The organism is Planococcus shenhongbingii, assembly GCF_030413635.1.
GTDB classification, from domain to species: domain Bacteria; phylum Bacillota; class Bacilli; order Bacillales_A; family Planococcaceae; genus Planococcus; species Planococcus shenhongbingii.
Genome location: NZ_CP129235.1, coordinates 1,043,321 through 1,062,053, shown reverse-complemented (window position 1 = coordinate 1,062,053; position 18,733 = coordinate 1,043,321). Strand labels below are relative to the sequence as shown.

The window sequence follows — 18,733 nt, the reverse complement described above, 5'->3', positions numbered from 1 at the left end:
GTGTTTGGCGTAAAAATGACCATTTTCTATTTAATCACCCAACTAGTTTTAGCCAAGCTACTGCCACATAGTTTTGCTGCTACCATCATTGAACATCGTTCAATTCAAAGTTATCAAGCAAGGTACGTACTTCAAGAGTTGATTTTGTATTCATTAATTGATTTCTTAATTCACCTGCTCCACGGAAGCTTTTGACATATATTTTAAAGAAGCGGTGAAGCCCTGTAACTGAACGCGGCAATTCTTCTATATAGTGATCATGTAGATCCAGCTGCAATCTTAGAAGATCAAGGTATTCCTTACTGCTATGTTCTTTCGGTTCTTTTTCAAAGGCAAATGGATTTTTAAAAATTCCGCGCCCAATCATAACTCCATCCACGCCGTATTGTTCAACGAGCTTCAGGCCTGTTTGACGATCAGGAATGTCTCCATTGATTGTTAGCAGCGTATTTGGTGCCACTTGATCACGCAATTTTTTAATTTCCGGAATTAGCTCCCAATGCGCATCTGCCTGGCTCATTTCTTTTCTTGTCCGTAAATGGATGGAAAGGTTGGCAATATCCTGTTCCAATATATGTGTAAGCCAGTCTTGCCACTCGTCTAACTCTGTATAGCCAAGCCTTGTTTTTACACTGACAGGCAGTCCGCCTGCTTTTGCTGCCTGGATAATTTCTGCAGCAACATCCGGGCGGAGAATAAGGCCGCTGCCTTTGCCTCTTGATGCCACATTCGGCACTGGACAGCCCATATTAATATCGATGCCTTTAAACCCCATCTCTGCCATGCCAATGCTCATTTGACGGAAATGTTCAGGCTTATCTCCCCAAATATGTGCCACCATCGGCTGTTCATCTTCTGTAAAAGTCAAACGCCCACGCAAACTTTTCTTGCCTTCTGGATGACAATAGCTTTCCGTATTCGTAAACTCTGTAAAAAAAACATCCGGTCTGCCTGCTTCGCTTACTACATGACGAAATACAACATCCGTCACATCTTCCATTGGGGCAAGTACGAAGAAGGGTTTCGGCAAATCCTGCCAAAAATTTTCTTTCATCTTCTTACAAATCCTTTCGTTTGAAAACAAAAGCAGATGATTTAAAAATACAATCCGTACTTTTAAATAGTCTACTTTTATCTCACCACATATTAAATTAGATATTAACGGATATCTTAAAAGCAGGCTACTCAGCTAATTCCAGCCAAGCCACCGCTTCACAATGCGTAGACTGTGGGAACATATCGACCGGCTGCACTTCCTGTGTGCGGTAGCCGCCATCTTCCAAAATGCGTAAGTCACGAGCCAGCGTTGCCGGGTTGCAGGAAACATAGACTACCCGTCTTGGGCGCTGCTTCAGGATAGTTTGCAGCAGCTGCTCATCACAGCCTTTCCGCGGCGGATCGACCATTAAAACGTCTGCTGTCTTGCCTTCTTTATACCAGCGCGGAATCACTTGTTCTGCAGGTCCTGCTTCGAATAAAGTATTTGAAAAGCCGTTTAGCTCGGCATTGCGCTTGGCGTCTTCAATGGCCTGTGGCACTATTTCAACACCCATCACAAATTTTGCACGTTCCGCTAAAAACAACGAGATTGTACCGATGCCGCAGTAAGCATCGATAACGGTTTCGTCTCCTGTTAATTGTGCATATTCCAAAGCTTGTCCGTACAACACTTCAGTCTGTTCCGGATTGACTTGATAAAACGACCGGGCAGAAATTTCGAAACGCACATCGCCGATGCGGTCTTCAATGACATCTTTGCCCCATAGCGTTACTGTTTCATTGCCAAAGATGACGTTGGTCTTTTCACTGTTGACGTTCTGGACGATGGATGCGACTTCAGGGACAAGCGAACGGATCAGTTCCACAGCACGCTCCGCTTGAGGAAACTTCTTTTTCTTCGTCACGAGGACGACCATAATTTCACCGGTTGCGCGCCCTTTGCGAACCACAACATGGCGAAGCAGGCCGCGGTGCTTTTCTTCATCATATGGCTCAATGCCCATTTGATGAAGACTGTTTTTCAAGCCGGTCATAATGGCATCCGCTTCCGGAGTTTGGATGAGGCAGATATCGGTGTCAGCGATATCGTGGGAGCGTGTCTGGTAAAAGCCTGCAACTACGCGGCCATTTTCCGTTCCGAAAGGAATCTGTGATTTATTGCGGTAACGCCAAGGGTTTTCCATTCCTTTAACGGGATGGACCGGCACATCCGGTAATTTTCCGATGCGCGTAATTGCATCGCGGACCAATTTCCGCTTGAACGTCATTTGGCCCTCGTAAGACAAATGCTGGATCTGGCAGCCGCCGCATGTATCAAATACTGGGCAAGGCGCCGTTACACGAAACGGCGACGCCTGCTCGATTTCTATCAATTTTGCAAAGCCATAAGACTTTAAAGTTTTTAAGACATGGACCTGAACATCTTCTCCCGGCAAAGCGCCGTGGATGAAAAGCGGATAGCCGTCGACTTTGGCAACGCCTGCTCCGTCATGCGTCAAATCCTCCACATGAACAAGCAATCGGTCATTTTTTTGTACTGGTTTCAAATCGTTCACTCCATTTCACATTGCTATATTGTATCACAAAAGAAAGGCGAAAGTGACCGTTTAGATTCGACCGGCATAAGACGCTTTGGCGAAGCGGCGTGTCTCCAGCCGCACAGCCAGAGTGGCTTATGACCCGAGAATCTGGTCACTGCAGCTAGACATGAAAAGCGGAAGCGCCTGTACCAGGCACGACAGGCTTAACAGTGGCATCGTAAAACTTTAAAGGCAACAAAAAAACGCGGCAGGCCTAAGCCTGCTCGCGTCTATTATTTGTCTTCTTTTGTCGCGAGTCCATCTTTCAGTGAAAACCAGAAGCCAAATCCAATAGCTCCAAATAACACTAAAAACGGCGCATAAAATATTAAGAAATCCGTCATTCTGTTTCCTCCTTACGCATGATAATCCGATTTCCCTTTAACGTAATCTTTATCAAACAAGAACAGGCGGAACAGCAAGTAAAGCGAAGGCAATAATAAGCCAAGCCCTGCTATGAATGCTACGATCAGCGCAATCGCCATCGATTCATTCGTGAAACTGTCGTAGATCGTTAAATACGGATACAGCAAATACGGAAAATGCGAGATGCCGTATGCGAAAAACGCAGTGAAGAACTGGCCGACGAGCAAAATGAACGCCCAGCCGTAATTCCGGCGTTTCCAAATCAAGTATACGGTTCCCAGGAACAATAGGAACGATATGCCGAATGCCCACCATAAATCAAGAAGGGCTTCGAAATGCCCTGTATTGTGGCTGCGCAACTCGAAAATAATGCCTGTTGCTGTAATGATTGCCGGCCCTGCCCAGATGAGCGCATATTTCCGCATCAAATTTGTCGCTTTGGCGTCGCCTGCTTTATCCGCATACCAAGTGAGGAAAACAGCCGAAATGTAAAGGACTGCTGCCAAACTTAATACTACGATACTCCAGGTCAACGGGCTCGAGAACAATGCCCAGTAATCAAGATACGGCGTGTCGCCATTCATTTTGATAAAGCCACCTTGCGACATGGCGAATACCGGCGACAGAGATGCTGGAAGCAGCAGCCCGGACAATCCATACATATAGATATAACCTCTATGATTGATTTTTGCCCCGTATGTTGCAAAGGCGTAATAAGAGCCGCGAATGGCCAGCAATACGAGCGCTATGCTCGCTGGCACCAGCAAGGCTGTGCCGTAATAAAAGGCGGTCTGCGGAAAGAATCCGACGATGCCGACAAAGAAGAAAACAAAAAAGACATTTGTGACTTCCCATACCGGCGACAGATAGCGCTGGATAATATTCGTTAAAATATGCTGTTTGTTGGTAAAAGCGCTGTAGGCATTGAAGAATCCGGCACCAAAATCAATCGATGCCACAATGACATACAAGAACAAGAATAGCCATAAAACCGATATTCCGATGATTTCAAGCGTCATCCTTGTTCACCGCCTTTTTGTTGTGCTTCTCGGTCAGCTAGTTCTTTTTCGACCGGATTGCGTTTATACATCCGTGACAGGACCACGATAGTCCCGACTCCAAGAATAAAGTACAGTCCTGCGAACAAGATAATCATCAAGTCGACTTGACCACTCGTTGTCGCGGCATCAGCGGTTTTCATATAGCCCCGCAAAATCCACGGTTGGCGTCCGACTTCTGTAAACCACCAGCCGGCTTCGATTGCAATAAGTGCCAGCGGTCCACCAGCCACGATCAGCCAACGGAACCATTTCGCTTTGATAAACGACCAGCCGCGCCATGCAGCCACGACATAAACAAAGGAGAAGAACGCCAGCCACATGCCGATTGTTACCATAATATCAAAGAGGTAATGGATCCACAGCGGCGGAATTTCATCTTTTGGAAATTCTTCCAATCCAATAACTTCCGCGTTAGGCAGACTGTGAGCAAGAATACTTAAGGCATACGGAACTCTTATTTCGTATTTCACATCTTCCCCATCCAAAATGCCGAACAGGATAAGGTCTGCCCCTTCTTCCGTTTCAAAATGCCATTCTGCAGCCGCCAATTTTTCCGGCTGGTATTCAGCTAAGTATTTACCAGAGAAATCTCCGATAAGCGCTGTCGCGATTGAAAATACTAATCCTAACTTCATGGTTAAGAATAGCGCTTTTTTGTGGTAAATATGATTTGACCCGCGAATCATCCGGAAAGCGGCGATAGACGCCAGTAAAAATGCCGAAGTCATAAAGGCCGTTGACATAACATGTGCTACTTTTGTCGGCATTGCCGGACTTAGCATCGCAAGCAATGGACTAACATTGACCAATTCACCATTCAATACTTCAAAACCTTGCGGTGAGTTCATAAAAGCATTCACAATAGTGATGAACACCGAAGATGCAGCCGCTCCGAGAGCTACTGGAATCAGCAGCAAAAAGTGTTTGCGCTGATCTTCAAACCGGTCCCATGTGTATAAATAAATTCCAAGGAAAATTGCTTCAAAGAAAAACGCGAAAACTTCCATAAATAACGGCAACGCAATGACATTACCGGCCATTTGCATGAAATTCGGCCATAATAACGACAATTGCAGACCGATAGCTGTACCGGTTACTACACCGACCGCAACCGTAATAACAAACCCTCTTGCCCATCGTCTTGCCAAAAGAATATAATGATCATCTTTCTTCTTAATCCCTACCCATTGGGCAATCATGATCATGAGCGGAACGCCGACGCCAATTGTTGCATAAATAATATGGAATGAAAGCGTCATTAAAGTCAAAATCCGGCTTAGTAACGCTGTATCTTCAAATCCCATTTTTTTTCTCCTTTCAAAATCGCATTAATTCTGATACTCAACTCTACACCCCTATTGTACCTTATCGCTCTTTTTTTTTAAGTTTTTAACCACTGTAAAACCCCAACAAATGCGCAGCTTTGAATAACTTGTGACAGCAAAAGTTTCAATATTTGAAATATTACCGGAAGTTTAGTATTCTATTTGGAACAAAAACAAAGGATGGGAAAACATGAAAACAAGCCGGAAAGTCTACGCTTATATCACTAGAGGCGTGGAAAACCAAAGGGAGTTGCTGGTCTTTCAACATAAAGGAGAACCAGAAGCAGGACTGCAAGTGCCGGGAGGAACAATCGAAGAAGGGGAAATGCTGATTGATGCCCTTTACCGGGAAGTACATGAAGAAACAGGCTTGCCGCGTGTGGTTCTGGAATTTGTAGGCAAGGTCCATAAATACAATTACTACCCTGAACATCAAGATAAAGTATATGAACGGAATATCTTTCATTTTGAATATACGGGGGAACCTGTAGATTCCTGGGAACATACTATCGTCAGCGATGGCCAAGACAATGGCCGGACCTTCCTATTCCACTGGGAACCGGTGAATAACTGCCCGAAACTGGCGGCCGACCAAGATGCTGCACTTGAACTTATGGAATAGTCAAAGCTAGAGTGCATTAAAAGCTAAACGCTAAAAAAACACATGGCTGGAAATCCATGTGTTTCCTTGCAGACACTCGAATATTCCGAGCTTGTCTGCATTTTTTGGGCATCAAATGCTAAAGATGCTGCTTAAAGAACTCCTGTCGTTCACTTAAATATCTCGGGCATCTGTTTCTTCTTTTAAAAATTCAATAATTTCTCCGTCTGGCTTAACTTTCACTCCGGTCAAATATCGGGCGTAAACAGCACCTGTGTCGATATTCCAAGCATGGCTCTTGCTGTCATACAGCGGTTTTTCGCGTGGCGTATGACCAATGATCTGCAGCTTGCCAATATTTTTTAAAGGGCTGCGGTTCCAGAGAATGCCGTACATATCATCTTCTATATAAGGGTTTTCTGCTTGCATGGATATTCCTGCATGGCTTATGAACAAATGCTCGGTTTCAAAGAATAGTGGCAATCGGCTCAGCCATTCCATATCAGACTTAAAATCCCGATTTGAATTTTTATACTGGGCAAGCGTATCAGCACCGCCCTGCCATAGCCAATTCGGATTGGGCCCGCGGAAAACATGTTCCTCCATCTCAAGCTCATGATTGCCTTTCAGGAAATTGGCCTGCTCTGGCAATTCTCTGCTTAATTGCCTGGCCAGCCCAACCATTTGAGGCGAATTCTTTCCTCTGTCTATTAAATCTCCTACTTGCACCATTACCTCATTTTCTTTATCCCAATAGCGGTTAATCATATTGCTGAACGTGTAATAGCAGCCATGCACATCGCCAATCACAAAATAGTTCATCTGCTAGCCCCCTTTGATAAAGTAAAGGTAAAGATGACAAAAGACCAAACCGCAACCCGATCTGGTCTTTTCGTTTATACAAATTTACTCTTATTTCCGGTCTCTTTCAACAATTGAAGAAAGCGGAACTAAAACTTCGATATGGCGGCCTAGGTTTTCAAACTTTGCGGGCAATAAGCCTCCAAATTCACCATCAAGGTTTAACAGCACCCGTTCATCAGAAGAAACTGAGATCTTGCTGGCTTTTGCATAAATCACATGTGGATCTGATAAATGTTCTCCACGCAGCGCCAAGGAAGCTACGCGAATAAACTCTGCCATGTTCAATTCTTTCAAAATCAGCAAAGTGAATTTTCCGTCATTGATGCTGGCATCAGGAGCCAATTTTTCAAAACCGCCAACGGAATTTGTCAATCCAATTAAAAACATCATTGCCTTGTCATCAAAAACTTGGCCATCATATTCGATTCGGACGTTTGAAGCACGGATAGACGGCAGCATCTCGATGCCTTTTAAGTAATAAGCCAGCTGGCCAAGCACTGTCTTCAGTTTGCTCGGGACTTCATACGTCAATTCGGTCAGTCTGCCGCCTCCGGCTATATTGATAAAATAACGGTCATTCATCATGCCGACATCAACCGGTATAGAATCGCCTTGAATGATGATATCAACAGCTTTATTAATGTCCCGTGGGATGTGAACGGCACGGGCAAAATCATTTGTCGTCCCCATAGGAATCAAACCGATTTTCGGCCGGTCTTCAAATTGGGAGACTCCTGCAACCACTTCGTTCAATGTCCCGTCTCCGCCAACAGCCACAATCAAGTCAAATTTTCTATTTACTGCAAGGGATGCTGCTACTGTGGCGTCGCCTTCACCAGTGGTGGCATGGCAGGATGTTTCATATCCTGCTTTCTCCATTTTTTCAAGCACTTCCGGTAAATGCTTGCGGAACAATTCTCGTCCGGAAGTCGGATTGTAAATGATTCGTGCTCGTTTCATACCATATTCAGCCTTTCTCAACGTTCTATAGAATAAGACTCTTTTAATCGGGCAGAAGTTGCTTTCAATAAAAAAGCCGACATATTGCCGGCCTTTCCACTTCTTACTTCAGTACTTCAATAAAAGTCTTGCGCAAGTCTTCATAGACTGCCTGCCAAAAATCACTGTTCCATGCAAAGCCATCTGAAATTTCACCGATGACCGTTTTCAAATGCAAGTCATGCTGAGGGTCATCTTTTTCAGGAAGTATGGATCTTTTTTCAGTTACGAATTCCTGGACTTTCGGTGCGCGCGGCCCCCAGTCCCCCAGTACTTCGCCTTCTTTGGAAAGAATAATGTATTTTGGGATGGACCGGCCTCCATTCGTCAAATACTGGTCCATCAATTCCAGATTTTGATCGCGGTATACACATCGCACTTGTACTCCTGCCGCTTCCGCCATCTTGCGTAAAATGGCATTATTCATCATCGCATCTCCGCACCAGTCTTCTGTAATGACCAATACATGGGGCTGTTTTTCTTTTAATAGATGGATAAACTCCGGATCTTCCGGAAGTTCGAATTTTTCATAGATTGAATAGGATTTTTCCTGATTTGACTCCATTTGAGCCATATAGCTATCTAAAGTGATAGCATTTTCAAAATACTGCTGTTCCGTTGACATAGTAAGATCACTTCTCCTTTATCCTGCTTTCATACCCAGTAGATTACCCTTCTTCCGGGCAGCGAAAACTCAAATGAGTCAACTTCACACGGTTCAGTGGTTCAGGTGAAGTTTCTCTTTATCCTTAGTTTACTTGTAGTAAGTGGAAGCTTCAACCTATTTTAGCCTTTAGCACATTAATATGTAGACATTAAAAAGATGGCCCTAGAAGGGCCATCTGCTATATTACCGTTTTGCAATTTCTTCAAGCAAGATTTTATTGAGCAATGGCGGATTCGCCTGCCCTTTCGTTGCTTTCATGATTTGCCCTACTAAGAATCCGATTGCACGATCTTTACCGTTTTTAAAGTCTTCAATCGATTGAGGATTATTATCCAATGAGTTTGTCACCAGTTCACGCAAAGTGCCTTCGTCTGAAATTTGGACAAGGCCTTTCGCTTTGACGATGTCATTGGCGTCTCCGCCTTTTTCAATCAATTCTTTAAAGACTTTTTTAGCAATTTTAGATGAAATGGTGCCATCTGAAATCAGCTTGATCATGCCAGCCAATCCTTCTGGAGACAATTTTGTATCACTCAACTCTTTTTGTTCGGCATTCAGGTAAGCAGATACTTCACCCATCAGCCAGTTCGAAGCGAGTTTCGCATCTGCTCCGGCAGCTACAGTCGCTTCAAAGAAATCCGAAATCGGCTTCGCCAATGTCAATACCATAGCATCGTATTCAGACATGCCAAGTTCAGAAACGTAGCGCGCTTTACGGGCATCCGGAAGTTCCGGAATTTCGGCACGTACGCGTTCAAGCCAAGCATCGTCGATAATGATATCCACAAGGTCGGGTTCCGGGAAGTAACGGTAATCGTCTGATCCTTCTTTGACACGCATCAGGATTGTTTTTCCAGTTGATTCATCATAGCGGCGAGTTTCCTGTCCGATGATGCCGCCTGACAACAATACTTGTTCTTGGCGGATTTGTTCGTGCTCAATCCCTCGACGGACAAAGTTGAATGAGTTCAAGTTCTTCAATTCCGTTTTGGTGCCGAATTGCTCTTGTCCGTAAGGGCGCAACGAAATATTCGCATCACAGCGAAGTGATCCTTCTTCCATGCGAACATCGGAAACTCCTGTGTACTGGATAATCGCTTTGACTTTTTCCAGGAATGCATAAGCTTCTTCCGGTGTACGCATATCCGGTTCTGAAACGATTTCAATCAGCGGTGTGCCTTGGCGGTTTAAGTCTACCAATGAATGGCCGTTGCCTGTATGAGTCAGTTTCCCAGCATCTTCTTCCATATGGAGACGCGTAATGCCGATGCGTTTTTTCTCGCCTTTGACTTCGATTTCAACCCAGCCATGTTCGCCGATTGGCTCATCAAACTGAGAAATTTGATAGGCTTTCGGGTTATCTGGGTAAAAATAGTTTTTACGGTCGAATTTCGTGTGGCGGTTGATTTGGCAGTTTAACGCCAAAGCGGCTTTCATTGCCCAATCCACTGCCCGTTTGTTTACTACAGGCAATACTCCTGGATACGCCAGGTCAATGACATTCGTATTGGTATTCGGTTCTGCACCGAAATGGGCCGGTGCTGGTGAGAACATTTTAGATTCTGTTTTTAGCTCGACGTGTACTTCGAGGCCGATTATCGTTTCAAAATTCATTGTGCAGCTCCCTCCCAAACTTGAGGAGTTTTTTTATGGAAATCGGTTGCTTGTTCAAAAACATCCGCAACGCGGTAAACTGTTTCTTCATCAAAATATTTTCCGATGATTTGCAAACCAAGCGGCAATCCATTTTCAAATCCGCAAGGGATTGAAATTGCAGGAACGCCTGCCAAGTTAACAGGGATCGTCAAAATATCGTTCGCATACATTGTCAGTGGGTCATCAATTTTCTCACCGATTTTGAAAGCCGGTGTTGGAGTCGTCGGCCCAATGATAACGTCGTATTTTTCAAACGCTTTATCGAAATCCTGTTTGATCAGCGTGCGCACTTTTTGTGCTTTTTTGTAATAGGCATCGTAATAGCCTGAGCTGAGTGCATAGGTCCCAAGCATAATGCGGCGTTTCACTTCATCGCCAAACCCTTCTGATCGGGTATTCATGTAGAACTCAAGCAAATTGCCCGCTTTTTCTGTACGGTAACCGTAACGGATGCCGTCGAAGCGTGACAGGTTGGAAGAAGCTTCCGAAGAAGCGATCAAGTAATACGTAGCAAGTGCATATTTAGAATGCGGCAAAGAAATCTCTTCCCAAGTCGCGCCTTTTTCTTCAAGTACTTTCAATGCATCGCGAACTGCCTGTTTTGCAGCTTCTCCCACGCCTTCTGCGAAATATTCTTTTGGCACACCGATGCGAAGGCCTTTGATATCGCCTGTCAATGCAGCAGCAAAATCAGGCACTTCAACGTTTGCAGAAGTTGAATCTTTTTCGTCATGTCCGGCAATCGTGTTCAAAAGCAAAGCGTTGTCTTTAACTGTCCGTGTGATAGGCCCTACTTGGTCTAATGATGAAGCATAAGCAATCAAACCAAAACGGGAAACCCGTCCGTATGTCGGCTTCATGCCCACCACTCCGCAAAATGCAGCTGGTTGGCGAATCGATCCGCCAGTATCTGATCCAAGCGTAAACGGTACTTCTCCTGCTGCTACAGCAGCCGCTGAACCGCCTGAAGATCCACCTGGGACTGTTTCAAGGTTCCATGGGTTTTTCGTGTTTTTGTAATAGGAATTCTCGTTTGAAGATCCCATCGCAAATTCGTCCATGTTCAACTTGCCGACGATAACCATTCCTGCAGCTTTCACTTTTTCGACAACGGTTGCGTTGTAGATAGGATTGAAGCCTGTGAGGATACGGCTCGAAGCCGTTGTTTCAATCCCTTCAGTCACGATATTGTCTTTAATGCCGATAGGCAATCCAAAAAGCGGACCGCGTTCAGCAATTGGCGTTTCTTCCAATTTTGCCGCTTGTTCCATTGCGCCTTCTTTATCAAGTGCTAGAAAAGCGTCAACTTTCGAATCCAATTCTTCGATGCGGTCGAACGCTTTTTCCGCCATTTCAGCAATGGTCAATTCTTTTGTATGTATCAATTTCTGCAGCTCCGCTGCAGTCTTATCTGCTAATGACATCTTTTTCCCTCCTTGTGATCAATCTAAGATAGTTGGAACTTTAATCTGTCCAGCTTCATGCTCTTTAACGTTTTTCAAAACCAATTCCCGGTCTAATCCAGGTGCTGCCTTATCTTCGCGCAAGACATTAACCATTTCCAGCACATGTGTTGTCGGCTCGACATTTTCCGTGTCCAATTCGTTCAGCAATTCCATTGCATTCGTAATTGCTTCCAATTGATCCGCAAAATGCACCGCTTCTTCATCAGTAATAGCTAATCGTGCCAAATGTGCCACTTCAATTACTTCGTCTTTTGTTATTTTCGCCATATTTCTACACCTCCGGATTCAGTAAACATACGCTATATCATACCATTTTTCTAAAAAAATGAATAGGGACAGCCGTCTGGCTATCCCCATTCTTGAACAAATTAATCATAAATATGAACATTTGGTTCCTTTTGATCAGCTTTTCTTAGAATGAGTGCTTCAGGTCCATTTGTCGAAGAGACATTAACTTCCACTTCGATGTTTTTAGGGAAATGCTCGAGGACAAGACCCGTCAAATATTGGCTAAAGCCAATCAACTCAGCTGCTCCATAAAATTGTACTGGAATATCAATTTGTATTTTCCGCAATTGGTTTTCTTGATAAAAACCGGTTCCAATAACACTGGTGAAATTTGAAAAATACTCTTCTACATCCATTTTAAAATTTCGGAACGTTGTATCGACTTCACGGTATTTTTCTTCTGAGCCTGACGTTGGAAAAATTACATACTCCTCATTGATAGCCGTCCAATTGACGACTGCATTTTGCCCTCCAGGAGCTACTCCGTAAGAGAAATACGTGCCAGGCGCGATAGCACCGCGGCTATTCTGCTTGTAAAGACCTACCGTAATCGGAATTTTTGCCATTCCTTCTTTTTCACGAAGACGCTTAACGATTTCATTAGCCAGGCGGATTCCTTCTTTTTCGATGTGCGCTTGAGGAATCGCTTCTTCATAGGGAATATCATTGACCGAATTGTAATAGGTGGAATTCAAAGCCAGGCCGACAGAAACTCCGCCTAGCCGAATCGTCTCTTCATTGGTTTTCACCAGGTAATTCTGTTCGACTATATGGGCAAGAATTTCTGCCGGCGGACGGTCTCCCGCTTTTTTCTGGGCTTCAGTACGCGGATCGGCAGGATTCAGCCCTAAAGGATTGTCTTCGCTTTTTCGGCTGAGCCAGGCAGTAGCGTCTTCATCCGTTATTTTTTGGCCTTCCTGGAAATAATAATCATCCGGAGAAAACTGATGCTGCGACAAACGCAGAAGCCCGTTTTCAGCTTCTTTAATGTCATAATGTGAATTTAACCGGTTGACAATTTTTCCTCGGGTAGCACTTTGTTTATAAGGAAGCAAGGTCCGGTAATACCGGTCATCAAGTTGAATGCTCGGGATGATTGCCGTCTCTGCTTCTTCTTCTTCCGTCTTAAGCACTTCTGTGTCATCCGATACAGAAGGCACACATCCCGCAAGCAACAATATGCCAACCGGGATCCACCATATGCGTTTCATCTATAGATCTCCTCATTTGCTCAATTCTTCAATGAGACGTTCTTCGTTCCAAACGTCCACCTTGAGTTCTATCGCTTTCACTAGTTTCGAGCCCGCTTCTTCGCCCGCAATGACCAAGTCTGTCTTTTTGCTGACGCTGCCGGATACTTTGCCGCCAAGCGCTTCAATCTGTGCTTGGGCTTCTCCCCGCGTCAATTTTTCGAGTTTTCCGGTCAAAACGATTTTTTTGCCGGCAAAGGCATTTGCTCCCTCTTCAACACGGATGCGTGAACCGGTGTATGTTAAATTGACGTTTGTCTCTGCCAAACGTTTCATCAATTGTTGAACTTCTTCCGTCTCAAAATAGGAAACGACTGAATCCGCCATTTTCTCGCCAATTTCGTGGATTCCGACTAATTCTTCAAAAGTGGCAGCCATCAACTTTTCCATGGAACCGAAATGCTCGGATAAAATGCGTGCCCCTCTTTCTCCAACATGGCGGATTCCAAGGCCGAACAGCAGCCGCTCCATTGAATTGCTGCGTGAGGCATCGATTGCTGCAATCAAGTTGGAAGCTGATTTCTCTCCCATTCGTTCAAGATTCAATAACTGTTCTTTCGTTAATTTATAAATATCCGAGATGTCAGCAATCAGTCCTTCACGGTACAGCTGCTCAATCACTTTTTCGCCAAGCCCATCGATATTCATGGCATTGCGCGACACAAAGTGGATCAGCCCTTCCGTAATCTGTGCCGGGCATTGCGGGTTGACGCAGCGCAATGCCACTTCCCCTTCAATGCGGATCAATTCACTGCCGCATGCCGGACAGTTTTCCGGCATTTCAAAAGGAAGTTCACTTCCTGTACGCTGCTCAATAAGTGCAGAAACTACCTCTGGAATGATGTCGCCTGCTTTTCGGATAATGACTTTATCACCGATGCGGATATCTTTTTCCCGGATCAAATCCTCATTATGCAAGGAAGCACGCTGGACAGTCGTGCCCGCTACCGATACCGGTTCAAGAATTGCCGTCGGTGTGACTACGCCAGTTCGGCCGACACTGAGTTCAATATCCCGTACCGTAGTCATCACTTCTTCTGCAGGGAACTTGTAGGCCGTTGCCCATTTCGGGCTTTTTGCCGTAAAGCCCAGTTCCTGCTGCTGAAGGTAGCGGTTTACTTTGATGACAATGCCGTCAATTTCGTAGGATAGATTTGAACGTTGCTCGGTCCATTTTTCAATATACGCCAGCACTTCTTCTACACTTTTGCACACTTGGCGTTCGTTATTCGTTTTAAAGCCAAGTGCTTCGATGAATTGAAGCGTTTCTTCATGTTCATTTAAGCCATGCGACTCGGCGTCACCGCCAATGCCGTAAATAAAAACATCCAAATTCCGGCTTGCGGTAATTTTGGGATCCAGCTGGCGCAATGAGCCGGCCGCAGCATTCCTTGGATTTGCGAATAATTCTTCGCCCCGTCCGCCTCGCTCGGCATTCAAATTATGAAACGATCTTTTCGGCATAAACACTTCTCCGCGCACTTCCAATGAAACAGATTTTCGAAGTTTCAACGGGATCGTTCGGACTGTACGCAAGTTAACGGTAATGTCTTCTCCAACCCGGCCATCCCCGCGAGTCGCTCCACGGACAAATTGGCCATTTTCATATATCAGAGACACAGCGAGCCCGTCTATCTTAAGCTCACAGACGTATTCAATATTGTCGCCGGCGCCGTTTCGAACGCGCTTATCAAATTCCCTTATATCCTCTTCATTAAAAACGTTCGACAAACTGAGCATCGGCAATGTATGCGTCACTTTATCAAAATTCGTAATTGGCGTGCCTCCAACCCGTTGAGTAGGAGAATCGGGAAAAATCAAATCGGGATACAAGGTCTCGAGTTCAATTAATTCGTTCAGCAATTGATCGTAGACAGAGTCAGGAACTGCCGGTTTGTCCAGCACGTAATAAGCATGGCCGTATCCCCGAAGTAGTTCATTTAATTCATTAACGCGTTGCTCTGCTTGTATGCGGTCCATTTGGTTTCCTCCCGATTATTCTTTTTCGATTGGCGCAAATTTTGCCAACAGCCGTTTAATGCCTACGGGGCTTGGGAAAGCAATATCAAGTTCAGTTTGTTCGCCGTCCCCTTTAACACTGACCACTGTGCCAGTTCCCCATTTTTTATGTTTCGCCCGGTCTCCCGGTTTCCACCCAAGTTTGTCTCCGCCAGAAGATTGATAAGCAGGACGGCTGACCGCTGCCCGTTTCTGAACTTGCTTATAGCTTGTTGCGCCACCAGCCCGGTGAACCGGTGTTGTCTGTTCAATCAGATCTTCCGAAATTTCATTGATGAAACGGGAAGGCATATTGTAATTGCTCTTTCCGAACAAAGTACGGGAAGATGCATGCGTCAAATACAAGCGCTGTTCTGCCCTAGTGATGCCGACATAAGCCAAACGGCGTTCTTCTTCCAATTCATCATCATCGTTGTTGGAACGGGAATGCGGGAAAACATTTTCCTCGAGTCCAATGATAAAGACCACAGGGAATTCAAGCCCTTTTGCAGCATGCATCGTCATTAAAATGATAGGGCCATCTGCATCTTCTTCATCATCGACTGCATCTATGTCAGAAATCAAAGCTAAATCCGTCAAGAAAGCTACCAGTGACTTATCATCACTTTGCTTTTCAAATGCCTGGGTAACTGACAAGAATTCGTTCAAGTTTTCCAAACGGCTTTCCCCTTCAATTGTTTTGTCGATTTGCAGCATATGCTTGTAGCCTGATTTCTTCAGGACTTCCTCAACCAGCTCTGTTACCGATAGATATTCCTGCATCTGCGTAAAACCGTCAATCATCGTGCGGAACTCGAGAGCTGTCTGCGCCGTTTTCGGCGTCAGCCCCATGAAATCGACTTCTTGCAGTGCATCCATAATGGTTCGGTCCTGTTCAATCGCAAAACGGGCCATGCGCTCAAACGAAGTGGCGCCAATGCCGCGTTTCGGTTCATTGATGACACGGGCCAGCGACAAATCGTCATCGTTATTGGCAATCAACCGCAAATAAGCAAGCAGGTCCTTGATCTCTTTTCGGTCATAGAACTTGGTCCCGCCCACAATCGTATACGGCATATTCGATTTGACGAACATTTCCTCTAATACCCGCGACTGGGCATTCGTCCGGTAAAGAATCGCGAAATCTGAGGTTTTATAGCCTTCTTCCTGCATTAATTTCTGGATCGTCTGCACGACGTATTGTGCTTCTTGGCGTTCATCTCCAGCTTTATGCAAAGTGATGGCCGGGCCATCCGCATTATCAGTGCGCAATTCTTTCGGATAGCGGCTGGTGTTTTTCTTGATAACATCATTTGCAGCCTGCAGAATCCGTTTTGTCGAACGGTAATTCTGCTCCAGCATAATGACTTTGGCGTTCGGATAATCTTTTTCAAACGATAGGATATTTGTGATATCCGCGCCGCGCCAGCGGTAAATCGACTGGTCCGAATCTCCGACGACGCAAATGTTTTTAAATTTGCTCGCAAGCTTTTGAACAAGCTGGTACTGCGCATTATTGGTATCCTGATATTCATCTACATGGATGTAGTGAAATTTGTTTTGGTAATATTCCAGCACTTCAGGCACTGTATTGAATAAAATCAATGTTGTCATAATCAAATCATCAAAATCGAGCGATTGATTTTTTTTCAGCCTTTTCTCGTATGCAGCGTAAACATCTGCCACTGTTTTTTCATATGGATTATGTGGATTCATATTCGCCGCGAACTCTGTTGCGCTGATGCACTCGTTCTTCGATGAAGAAATAGCGTTCAGCATGGTCCGCGGTTCATACTTTTTCGGATCCAAATCAAGCTGTTTCAAGACATTTTTAATAACGGTCAGCTGGTCTGTTGTATCCAGAATCGAAAAACTCTTTGAAAAGCCCAGCCGGTCAATGTCACGGCGCAAAATACGGACGCACATCGAGTGGAACGTCGATACCCACATACGTTCCCCTGTGCCATGCCCAAGTAATCCATCAATTCGGTTGCGCATTTCTCGCGCTGCTTTATTCGTAAACGTAATAGCCAAAATATTAGAAGGATAAACTTCTTTTTCCAGCACTAAATAAGCGATTCGATGTGTCAGCACACGTGTTTTGCCTGAACCGGCGCCTGCCATGATCAGCAATGGGCCGTCAGTCGCTTTAACTGCCCGTTCTTGCTCGGGATTCATCCCTTTTAGTAAATTCTTTGTTATCATTTCCATTGTGCACCACCTCGAACATCTGTTCTTTTCATTATAGCGATTCTTTAGTCATTTCCGCAACCGCCTGGACGGTCGAAATCGCTTTTTCCATATCTTCATATATAATATTGCCAATCACTACCGTATCGGCAATTCCGGCCATTTCTTTTGCTTTTTCTGCTGAATCGATTCCCCCGCCGTAAAATAACCGGGTATGATCAAGAACTTCTCGTATTTTGCTGACCCATGCGGCATCTCCATACGTTCCGCTATATTCCATATAAAAAATCGGCAAACGGAAAAAATGTTCAGCCATTCTTGCATATGCCACCACGTCTTCCAATGACAATGCTGTATTGGCACCGGTCAGTTCTGCCGCTTTGCAATCGGGATTTAAAATACAATAACCTTCAGGAATCAGTTCTTCCCAGTCCATTATATCTCCATACTCACGGATTGCTTCGTGGTGAAGGCCTTTAATCCATAATGGATTGTCGCTGTTCAGCACAGTTGGAATGAAATAATAATCAAACCCCGGCGTAACCGATTCTACCGTGGATACTTCCAGCACCACCGGTACCGTGTAGCGGCGCACCCGCGCCATTAAATCAAGGACATTGTCGAGTGTGACATTATCGCTCCCGCCAATCAAGATGGCATCGGTCCCAGATTCGCAAATTCGTTCCAACTGTTCATCTGCAATGGGTTTTGCCGGATCCAATTTAAACACATGTCGCCATGTTTGAAAGTCCACAATCATCCACCTAACCTTGGTTCATTTTTCATCAATTCATTATAACAAAAAAATGAGGCTAACCAATAAGTCTAGTTTCCGACTTATTGGTTAGCCCTCTTTTTAAAATCAGCGTGGAGTAATATCTCTGCTGCTGTCCAGGAGTTGGCCCAAAGTAATCTGTGCCAACTCATTTATTCATTCTTTTGGCAGTTGAAACGGTTTTTCGTCAGGATACAGCCTGCCCAGCATTTCATCATAGCCATCGTTGCCGTAATGTAGGCAGCGACGCACTCGGGAAATGGTAGCTGTACTCGCACCAGTTTCATTTTTTATTTTTTCATATGTTTTTTTCATTCTCAGCATATGGGCTACTTCCAAACGCTGGGACAGCGACTGGATTTCACTGATGGTGCAAAGATCATCAAAAAAACGATAAGCTTCTTCTTTGTCTTTCAACGCCAATATCGCTTCGATTAATTGGTCTGTTTGAGGCCCCCGGATTTTATCTACCTGCATGCAGCTTCACCGTCCTTTCCTTTTGTTCCTCTTTACTAAGCCATGTCTTTCTATGTAAAAGGCATGAAGAAGCTTGCTTCTCCATGCCTTTTAAGACAATAAATTTAGAAGCCTGTTCCATTAGTTTAGCACTTTCAGCAAAGAGACAGAAATAATACGGCTATCCATAAG

The 18,733-nt window shown here is 44.8% G+C and carries 17 protein-coding genes; 1 reads left to right on the top strand and 16 read right to left on the bottom strand.

Going from position 1 to position 18,733, the window contains the following annotated elements; translation table 11 throughout:
• Positions 1-85: 85 nt before the first annotated feature.
• The 5 genes from QWY16_RS05180 to QWY16_RS05165 form a co-directional block, all read right to left on the bottom strand.
• On the bottom strand, positions 86-1,054 hold the full coding sequence (locus tag QWY16_RS05180; protein WP_300991860.1) for a tRNA dihydrouridine synthase: 969 nt from the start codon (positions 1,052-1,054) through the stop codon (positions 86-88).
• A 127-nt stretch (positions 1,055-1,181) separates the two neighbouring features.
• Positions 1,182-2,546, bottom strand: coding sequence for a 23S rRNA (uracil(1939)-C(5))-methyltransferase RlmD (rlmD, locus tag QWY16_RS05175; protein ID WP_300991859.1), 1,365 nt, complete (start codon positions 2,544-2,546; stop codon positions 1,182-1,184).
• A 266-nt stretch (positions 2,547-2,812) separates the two neighbouring features.
• Entirely contained in the window at positions 2,813-2,923 is a 111-nt protein-coding gene (gene cydS / locus QWY16_RS19410) for a cytochrome bd oxidase small subunit CydS family protein (protein WP_436837167.1), read from the bottom strand.
• 12 nt (positions 2,924-2,935) lie between these two features.
• Entirely contained in the window at positions 2,936-3,964 is a 1,029-nt protein-coding gene (locus QWY16_RS05170; protein WP_300991858.1) for a cytochrome d ubiquinol oxidase subunit II, read from the bottom strand.
• Positions 3,961-5,310, bottom strand: coding sequence for a cytochrome ubiquinol oxidase subunit I (locus QWY16_RS05165; RefSeq protein ID WP_300991857.1), 1,350 nt, complete (start codon positions 5,308-5,310; stop codon positions 3,961-3,963). Before QWY16_RS05165 ends, QWY16_RS05170 begins: the two co-directional genes overlap by 4 nt.
• Before the next feature lie 211 nt (positions 5,311-5,521).
• Between QWY16_RS05165 and QWY16_RS05160 the strand changes: the two genes are divergently transcribed.
• Positions 5,522-5,953, top strand: a complete 432-nt coding sequence (locus tag QWY16_RS05160; protein WP_300991856.1) for an NUDIX hydrolase — start codon at positions 5,522-5,524, stop codon at positions 5,951-5,953.
• Positions 5,954-6,106: 153 nt separating this feature from the next.
• Here the strand turns inward: QWY16_RS05160 and QWY16_RS05155 are convergent, their stop codons facing one another.
• From QWY16_RS05155 to QWY16_RS05105, 11 genes are all read right to left on the bottom strand, one after another.
• Positions 6,107-6,754, bottom strand: coding sequence for a metallophosphoesterase (locus QWY16_RS05155; protein ID WP_300991855.1), 648 nt, complete (start codon positions 6,752-6,754; stop codon positions 6,107-6,109).
• Between the two features lie 90 nt (positions 6,755-6,844).
• Positions 6,845-7,756, bottom strand: a complete 912-nt coding sequence (locus tag QWY16_RS05150) for a diacylglycerol kinase (protein ID WP_300991854.1) — start codon at positions 7,754-7,756, stop codon at positions 6,845-6,847.
• A 103-nt stretch (positions 7,757-7,859) separates the two neighbouring features.
• Positions 7,860-8,420, bottom strand: coding sequence for a thioredoxin family protein (locus QWY16_RS05145; protein ID WP_300991853.1), 561 nt, complete (start codon positions 8,418-8,420; stop codon positions 7,860-7,862).
• Positions 8,421-8,645: 225 nt separating this feature from the next.
• Positions 8,646-10,076, bottom strand: coding sequence for an Asp-tRNA(Asn)/Glu-tRNA(Gln) amidotransferase subunit GatB (gatB, locus tag QWY16_RS05140; protein WP_300991852.1), 1,431 nt, complete (start codon positions 10,074-10,076; stop codon positions 8,646-8,648).
• Entirely contained in the window at positions 10,073-11,542 is a 1,470-nt protein-coding gene (gene gatA / locus QWY16_RS05135) for an Asp-tRNA(Asn)/Glu-tRNA(Gln) amidotransferase subunit GatA (RefSeq protein ID WP_300991850.1), read from the bottom strand. The genes gatB and gatA overlap by 4 nt, the downstream gene beginning before the upstream one ends.
• Before the next feature lie 18 nt (positions 11,543-11,560).
• Positions 11,561-11,851 carry an Asp-tRNA(Asn)/Glu-tRNA(Gln) amidotransferase subunit GatC gene (gene gatC, locus QWY16_RS05130; RefSeq protein ID WP_300991848.1) on the bottom strand — a complete coding sequence of 97 codons (291 nt, stop codon included), beginning with the start codon at positions 11,849-11,851 and terminating at the stop codon, positions 11,561-11,563.
• A gap of 101 nt (positions 11,852-11,952) precedes the next feature.
• Positions 11,953-13,083: a CamS family sex pheromone protein gene (locus tag QWY16_RS05125; protein ID WP_300991846.1), complete on the bottom strand. Its 1,131-nt coding sequence runs from the start codon at positions 13,081-13,083 to the stop codon at positions 11,953-11,955.
• 12 nt (positions 13,084-13,095) lie between these two features.
• The gene (gene ligA / locus QWY16_RS05120) at positions 13,096-15,102 is read right to left on the bottom strand and encodes an NAD-dependent DNA ligase LigA (RefSeq protein ID WP_300991844.1); all 2,007 of its coding nucleotides are present in this window, start codon (positions 15,100-15,102) and stop codon (positions 13,096-13,098) included.
• Between the two features lie 15 nt (positions 15,103-15,117).
• Positions 15,118-17,331: a DNA helicase PcrA gene (gene pcrA, locus QWY16_RS05115; RefSeq protein WP_300991842.1), complete on the bottom strand. Its 2,214-nt coding sequence runs from the start codon at positions 17,329-17,331 to the stop codon at positions 15,118-15,120.
• 31 nt (positions 17,332-17,362) lie between these two features.
• On the bottom strand, positions 17,363-18,070 hold the full coding sequence (gene pcrB, locus QWY16_RS05110) for a heptaprenylglyceryl phosphate synthase (RefSeq protein ID WP_436837166.1): 708 nt from the start codon (positions 18,068-18,070) through the stop codon (positions 17,363-17,365).
• Between the two features lie 171 nt (positions 18,071-18,241).
• A complete protein-coding gene (locus QWY16_RS05105) occupies positions 18,242-18,562 on the bottom strand; it encodes a YerC/YecD family TrpR-related protein (protein WP_300991841.1) in 321 nt (106 codons plus the stop codon).
• Between the last annotated feature and the right edge of the window lie 171 nt (positions 18,563-18,733).